This is a genomic window from Finegoldia sp. P3-F-LR (genome assembly GCF_052932165.1).
In genome coordinates this window covers 1-6942 of record NZ_JBRFJE010000033.1, presented here as the reverse complement: position 1 = coordinate 6942, position 6942 = coordinate 1, and the positions used below count along the sequence as shown (strand labels likewise).

Annotated in this window: 11 protein-coding genes; 3 read left to right on the top strand and 8 right to left on the bottom strand. The window is 35.4% G+C overall.

Annotated elements, in window-relative coordinates; all coding sequences use genetic code 11:
* The first annotated feature begins 366 nt into the window (after window positions 1-366).
* Window positions 367-1008 carry a dihydroxyacetone kinase subunit L gene (locus ACU68U_RS08940; protein ID WP_446763176.1) on the top strand — a complete coding sequence of 214 codons (642 nt, stop codon included), beginning with the start codon at window positions 367-369 and terminating at the stop codon, window positions 1006-1008.
* Between the two features lie 43 nt (window positions 1009-1051).
* On the opposite strand, the gene ACU68U_RS08935 is transcribed toward ACU68U_RS08940, so the two are convergent.
* Window positions 1052-1756 (bottom strand): pseudouridine synthase, encoded by a 705-nt coding sequence (locus tag ACU68U_RS08935; RefSeq protein ID WP_446763175.1) that lies wholly within the window; start codon window positions 1754-1756, stop codon window positions 1052-1054.
* Between the two features lie 36 nt (window positions 1757-1792).
* Here ACU68U_RS08935 and ACU68U_RS08930 point away from each other — a divergent pair, with 36 nt between their 5' ends.
* Window positions 1793-2065 (top strand): DUF1294 domain-containing protein, encoded by a 273-nt coding sequence (locus tag ACU68U_RS08930; RefSeq protein WP_446763174.1) that lies wholly within the window; start codon window positions 1793-1795, stop codon window positions 2063-2065.
* Here the strand turns inward: ACU68U_RS08930 and ACU68U_RS08925 are convergent.
* From ACU68U_RS08925 to ACU68U_RS08905, 5 genes are read right to left on the bottom strand one after another with little or no spacing between them, the layout of a single operon-like run.
* Complete coding sequence (locus tag ACU68U_RS08925; protein WP_446763173.1) at window positions 2037-3362, bottom strand: aldehyde dehydrogenase family protein; 1326 nt, start codon at window positions 3360-3362, stop codon at window positions 2037-2039. The genes ACU68U_RS08930 and ACU68U_RS08925 overlap by 29 nt on opposite strands.
* Before the next feature lie 59 nt (window positions 3363-3421).
* The gene (locus ACU68U_RS08920; protein ID WP_094207647.1) at window positions 3422-4021 is read right to left on the bottom strand and encodes a CpsD/CapB family tyrosine-protein kinase; all 600 of its coding nucleotides are present in this window, start codon (window positions 4019-4021) and stop codon (window positions 3422-3424) included.
* A complete protein-coding gene (locus ACU68U_RS08915; protein WP_446763172.1) occupies window positions 4011-4649 on the bottom strand; it encodes a YveK family protein in 639 nt (212 codons plus the stop codon). Before ACU68U_RS08915 ends, ACU68U_RS08920 begins: the two co-directional genes overlap by 11 nt.
* Before the next feature lies 1 nt (window position 4650).
* The gene (locus ACU68U_RS08910; RefSeq protein ID WP_225560389.1) at window positions 4651-5430 is read right to left on the bottom strand and encodes a tyrosine-protein phosphatase; all 780 of its coding nucleotides are present in this window, start codon (window positions 5428-5430) and stop codon (window positions 4651-4653) included.
* Entirely contained in the window at window positions 5431-5853 is a 423-nt protein-coding gene (locus tag ACU68U_RS08905; RefSeq protein ID WP_446763171.1) for an SH3 domain-containing protein, read from the bottom strand.
* Window positions 5854-6033: 180 nt separating this feature from the next.
* Here ACU68U_RS08905 and ACU68U_RS08900 point away from each other — a divergent pair, with 180 nt between their 5' ends.
* Entirely contained in the window at window positions 6034-6558 is a 525-nt protein-coding gene (locus ACU68U_RS08900) for a DNA topology modulation protein (RefSeq protein WP_446763170.1), read from the top strand.
* A gap of 114 nt (window positions 6559-6672) precedes the next feature.
* Here ACU68U_RS08900 and ACU68U_RS08895 read toward each other — a convergent pair whose 3' ends face one another.
* Window positions 6673-6822: an LPXTG cell wall anchor domain-containing protein gene (locus ACU68U_RS08895; RefSeq protein WP_446763178.1), complete on the bottom strand. Its 150-nt coding sequence runs from the start codon at window positions 6820-6822 to the stop codon at window positions 6673-6675.
* Window positions 6819-6942, bottom strand: a 124-nt coding sequence (locus ACU68U_RS08890) for an LPXTG cell wall anchor domain-containing protein (protein ID WP_446763177.1), incomplete at its 5' end; no start/stop codon positions are given. The genes ACU68U_RS08895 and ACU68U_RS08890, both read right to left, overlap by 4 nt.

Below are 6942 nucleotides of genomic sequence, written 5' to 3'. Positions count from 1 at the left end.
AACTCTCAATTTAATGTTTGTTTGAAGCTAGCTTTTCAGCTGACTTTTGCTTTTTTATTCTCACCGAATTATTGTTTGGTTTGTACTTCTCTCAAAGTATTTACTTTATTTAATTTATTAAGGTTCTTTGTTAAATTATTTCGTTGCCTCAAGTGACAACTATTAAAGTATACTATACTTTTTTTAGCTTGTCAAGACTTTTTTAAAACTTTTTTAAATTCTTGTAAACTTAATCAAGTTTTTGTTACGTCTCTTTCAGACAACTATTACAGTATACGCTCCTAAATCATACTTGTCAAGTGTTTTTTGAAATTTTTTTAAATTTTCTGTAATCATGTATAATATTAAGTAGGAAAGGAGGTACTTATGGGATTTACAAATCATGATATTTACAGAGTTTTCTCTATGTATCAGGAATGTTTGATGGTAAATTGTTCTCTGTTGAATAAGCTCGATGAGAATTTGAGCAACAAAGACCACGGTTCTAACCTGAATAATGGATTTAGAGAGCTTTTTACGACTTTTCCTGATTTCAAATCAGAAAACCTATCAACACAATTCAGTAATCTATCATTTCTATTTACATATAAAGTAAAAGGTGCAACATCTCCTATCTATTCTTATGTATGTGATAAGGTTTCAGCATATCTTACAGATGTAGATGTTATCGACCGTGAAATGTTCGGAGAAATTTTGAAAATCACGACTGAATCTGTGAAACTTGTTGGAAACTGCAAGTTAAATGACAAGACAATGCTAGATTGCATTCACGCTGCATCTGAAAGCTTCGAAAAAAACAAAAATGAAAATACAATTAGATTAATGAAAAAAATAAGCGTAGATTGCAAGATGGCTTGTGAACAAACTTCAGAAATGACAGCTAAGAAAGGCAAAGCACGTCACAACGCGATTTTCTCTGTTGGAGTGATAGATCCTGGTGCTTATTCTTTGTTTTTGTTTTTCGACACATTATACAAATATGTACTCAAAAAAAGACGCACAAAATAAAATCTCAATTCAACTTTTAAGTTAAATTGAGATTTTTTCTTTATTATTCTTCCAATCCAAGTATTTTGAGTTCTTCATCAGTAAGTTCTCTGAAATCTCCTTCTTCCAAGTCCTCTGGCAACTTAAAGCTTCCTATTTGAACTCTTTGAAGTTCAACAACTTCATTGCCAACTTTTTCGAACATTCTTTTAACTTGGTGGTATTTGCCTTCCTTTATAGTAAGGTAGCAATTATAATCGTCGATAATTTCCATCGTAGCAGGTTTCGTTATGATATCCTCCGGCATCAACTTTATACCTTTTTCAAACGTGTCGTTATATTTCTCATCAACCTTATCTCTCAAAGTAACCTTGTACTTCTTGGACACATCTTTTTTCGGAGATATCAAATTGTGTGCAAATTTTCCATCATTCGTTATAATCAAAAGCCCTGTCGTATCCAAATCCAACCTTCCTACTGGATTCAAATCAAACACACAAAGTTCTCCCATATCGTCAATCACAGTCTTGTGCATAGGATCTTTCGAATGACTCGTCACACCTTTTCTCTTGTTCATCACGAAATACAAATACTTTCTGTACTCAATAACTTCATCGTAGATTTTCACCACGTCGTTATTTTCATCTATATGCTCAGAAGACTTCTTCACAGTCACATCATTCACCGTGATAATCCCCTTTTTCACCATTTGTTTTATCTCTTTTCTTGTCGCGATCTTCATCTCGCTAAGCATTCTATCTAATCTCATATCTCTCCTTATGGTACAATAATTTTGGGTGATGTAATGTTTAGTATATATTTTTTAATAATCAATTTAATAACTTTCCTAGCCTTCCTTATAGATAAAAGGAAAGCCATTCACAACAAATACCGAATTTCTGAAAATGTTCTGATACTCTTGTGTATACTCGCAGGCTTCATCGGAGCAATGAGCTCCATGATAATCTTCAAACACAAACTATACAAGAAGAAATTTACCATCTCAATCCCATTGATTTCATTGGTTTATCTTGTAGTATTCGTCTTAATTAGCCGAGGAATTTTTTCATTAAATTAAGCTTCTTGGCTGTAAATGGTTTGAATCTAAATGGATTGTCGACTTTTCTGGAAACATAGATCGATTGTTTGTGTGAAAAAGTGTCAAATCCCCATTTCCCATGGTAATGTCCAAGTCCACTATTCCCAAATCCACCGAAAGGCGCCTTGTTGTTGGAGATGTGCATCATACAATCATTGATACATCCTCCGCCAAATCCCACAGAATTAGTGATATAATCGCACAATTTCTTGTCCTTAGTGAACACATAAAAAGCCAACGGATTGTCCATTCTTCTTATATGCATCAACATCGCATCAATATCAGTGTATGAAATCACAGGAAGTAAAGGCCCAAATATCTCGTCTTTCATTATCTCATCATTAAAAGTCGCATCAGTGAACACACACGGTTCAATAATCATCTCATCATCGTGGTATTTCCCACCGATTCTGTCCGTTCTATCCATCATAATTTTTCTGAACTCATCGTATTTTGCCTTCGTTTTTATCCTAGACATCTCTGAAATATCAGAATAATTCTCATCAATCTCCTTCAGTATATAATGCATAAGCCTATCTTTGATGCTTTCTTCAACCACCAAATAATCAACAGCCACACAAGTTTGTCCAGAATTTGTGAACTTCGCCCAGCAAATCTTCTTCGCTGTATCTTGTAAATCGACATCCTTGTCCACAATACAAGGACTTTTGCCACCCAACTCCAACACACAAGGCTTCAAATTCTCAGCCGCTTTTTTATACACAGCTCGTCCTCTGTTTTTGCTACCAGTGAAGAAATAGAAGTCAAACTCTTCTTCCAACACCTCATCGTAGCTTTTGTCATTTTCAAGATGAACTACATCCTCCACAGGCTTCAAAACCTCTTTCATAAGTTCCCTAATCTTAGGATTTTTTCTACTCATCATCAAATAAACACTATTTCCAGCGGCAATGGCATCAATCACAGGAATCATACTCAAATTAAAAGGATAATTCCACGGACTAATAATCAAACATACCCCGAAAGCTCTGTTTCTGATTTCCGTTTTGTTTGGAAAAGTCAGCAAATCAAAAGAAGTATTCTTAGCTTGTGCAAGTTTTACAGTGTTATTAATGAAGAAATTAAGCTCCTGCATCACAGTTGCATACTCTGTCATAAAAGCTTCGTATTCGCTTTTTCCGATATCTTCCTTCAAAGCTGAGATTATCTCTTCCCTGTGATTTTTCACAGAATCTCGTAGTTTTCTCAGATACAAAACCCTTATAGAAGGCTTCAACAAAACCGTTTGAGATTTTTCTCGTAAGTTTTCAATCATAATTTACCTCTCTATAAAAAATAAGCCAACTGATTCGTGTAAAATCAGTCAGCCTATAATTACTTTTCATTAATACGTACAAGTCCTATCAAATTGCCGTTGACATTTCTAATTGAATCGATTGATTTTTCGATGTCGCTCTTCTTAGTTTCTCCAACCTTGTACACCAACAAAGTCGCATCGCAAATCGCTGATAACGCAACAGCATCAGAATAAGCTTCGATTGGTGGAGTATCGATAATCACATAATCGTAGTTATCTTCCAAAATACGGATGAAATTCTTCATAGCTTCACTTGAAATAATCTCATTTGCGTTTGGTGGAATAGCTCCAGCGTGAATAATATCCAAATCCCATATCGATTCGTCGTGACTTATCGCAAGATTGTAGTCCATCTTATTTACAACGACATTTGTAACGCCGATTTCAGTGTCAATATCGTAGAAATTTCTCAAACTTGGTCTTCTCAAATCCATATCCACAATAACAACCTTGTGATTGGACAACGCAAAGCTCTTCGCCAAGTTAGCAGCCACAGAAGTCTTACCTTCTCCAAAAAATCCCGAAGTAACCACGATAGACTTAATATTTGCCCCTGCGAACTTCACATTAGTTCTTAGATATTTGTATTGTTCATTAAACAAAGTCTTATCCTTCATCTATCATCGCACCCCTTTCATCAACATAAGGAATATCCCCAATAACATTTACTCCCAAATCTTCAACATTAGTGCCCACTCTCATGACATCATCGTGAGATTCCCTCACCATAAAAGCTATCAGTGAAATAAAAAATCCGACAGCATATGCCAATAAAGTGTCCTTAACCAAATTTGGAGACACAGCTTGTAATGGAGCAGAAGAATATTCCAACACCTTAACACTGTATTCATCTGCATCGTTCTTCACAGTGATATCTGCCAATTCATCCGCAATATCTCTTGCACGTTGAATAACAGTATCCTCAACATTTATACTAACAATCTTTGAATTTTCATCTGAAATGCTAGTTTTCTTTCCCAAATCTTCAACATTTGATCTCAACTTCAAGTTTTGCTTCACTTCAGTCAACACCATTCTAGACTTAACAAAAGACTTCACAGTTTCTATTTGAGTAGTAGAAGTGTTGCCACTTTTCGCACTCACCACAACCTTGGAATCCACACTGTACACAGGTCTCACCCACATAACATCGTAGCAAATCATCGCAATCCCGAACAAAAGTGCCACCATAACAATAGGCACAAATCTATTTCTCAAAGTTCTTACAAATAAGTTATCTCTCATCTTATCTCCTCTTACCAAAAATCTTCGACAAAACCCCGCCGCTCTTCTTCTCTAACACAGGAATCCTGTCTATTCTCTCATCTTCCACGATAAGTTGTGGATTAAGTCTCATAATCAAATCAAAATAATCCGAATCTATAATCTTATGAAGAGATTTAATCCCATCTCTAATATATTCTGCCTCATATGCATTTTCAGATTCCGTAGCCACAACATCCACCATTTGTCTATCCAACAACTCCTTAGCAGTCTTAAACAACCTGCTAGACTTCGGCTTAACCACAGAACTCATATCCAATTGCACCAAACAGTCCCTTTCCTTCAAAGAAATCAAATAATCTGGATTTTCTTGGACGTATTTGCACCTTTCCGGATGAACGATAATCGGAACAAAACCTTTGATTTGGATATCGTAGATAAACTTATTCAAATCCTTGTATTCAGTTGTACTTGGAAGCTCAAGCAAAATATATCTGGAATAATTAATCGAACTAATCAAATCATTGTGAAAATATTCCATCATCTTAGGATCGCAGCTCATCAAATTGCCCGACAACACCTGAAAATCAATCTTTTGGTAATCAAGCTCATCATTAATCCTGTCGATAAGAAGTTGCTTTTCATCAGCAGTCAGAACCCTACCCGTAGTGGAAATCTCCGACGCACTCACAACCTTCTTGTAACCAAGTCTCGCATATTCAATTGCAGTCGCAATAGCCTGATCCATATTGCTCGAACCATTCTTCATGTCCGCCATTATCTTGCTATTAATATCAATCATTTACTCACCCAAAAATTCCTTAGAAACAAAACCTACTTGACCATTAAAATCAACCTTAACCCAAGTAGCACCATCGCTATCCTTAGTTTCTTCGATAACCTTAAGCTCATCGTTCTTCTTAAGCTTAGTCACAACATCAGAATTCGTACTAGCTTCACTTCTCATATTCAAAACATCAGTCGTAACCTTCATAGTCTTCTTTTCAGTAGATTCTTCTGGTTTGTTAGAATCGTTGTTTTCTTCAGAAGGCTTTTCTGCAGTTTCTTCTGGTTTTGAATCCTCAGGCTTAGTTTGTTCCGTAGACTCATTTTCCGCAGACTCTGCTACTTCCGTATTTCTCATCGATTCGTAGTGTTCTGGTTTTCTCAAACAACCCGTCGTCAACACCAAAACCAAAATCGCAATAGGTATCAATCTCTTCATCTTATCATCTCCTAATTAACAATTATTATTTTAACATATATTAAGACTTTTATACACATAAAAATCCGCAAAAAATCACTACATACATTATACCATCAAATGCAAAAATAGTAACGTGACATTAGCCCCACTATTATATATAATAATAGAAGATGATCATATTAAAATAAGGAGAAAAACGTGAAAATTTCAGTAATCGGATATTCAGCCTCTGGCAAATCAACATTGGCACAAGACATATCACAAACATACGATATTCCATTGCTTCACCTCGATCAAGTAAATCTCACAGAAAATTGGCAAGAACGAGACCTTGACGAAGCGATTAACATAGTAGAAAATTTTATGAAACAAGACGATTGGGTAATAGATGGAAACTACGACAAATTAAAGAAAACAGAAAGACTAGCACTCTCTGACATCATAGTTTTTCTTAATTTCAACAGATTCAATTGTCTACTAAGAGCCATCAAACGCTACTTCAAATACCGTGGCAAAACCAGAGAAAGCATGGCTGACAATTGCCCCGAAAAACTTGACTTTGAATTCATAAAATGGATACTCATAGACGGCCGCAGCAAAGAAAAACACGAAAACTACGCAAACATGAAAAAACACTACTCACACAAATGGATTCAAATCAATAACCAAGAAGAACTCACAAAATTTAAAAAATACCTTCAACGAAGCAACGCGAGCCTGTAACATGGCTCTTTTTTTGTTGTGGTTTTGAAAATCAAATATTCTTGCACATAAAAATACCCGATCGTACGATCGGGTATTTTCATCTCAATAAACTACAGAATTAAAATCTATAATTTATTCTTCATCTTCTTTTTTCTTCTTTGAAACATACAATCCACCCAAAGTAGATAAAGCTGCAGCAGCCATCATCATAGCTTCTGATTCAATACCTGCTTTTGGTAAGTTCTTAGCTGGTTTGTCTTGTTTAGAAGGTCTAGAATTTATTCTTCATCTTCTTTTTTCTTCTTTGAAACATACAATCCACCCAAAGTAGATAAAGCTGCAGCAGCCATCATCATAGCTTCTGATTCAATACCTGCTTTTGGTAAGTTCTTAGCTGGTTTG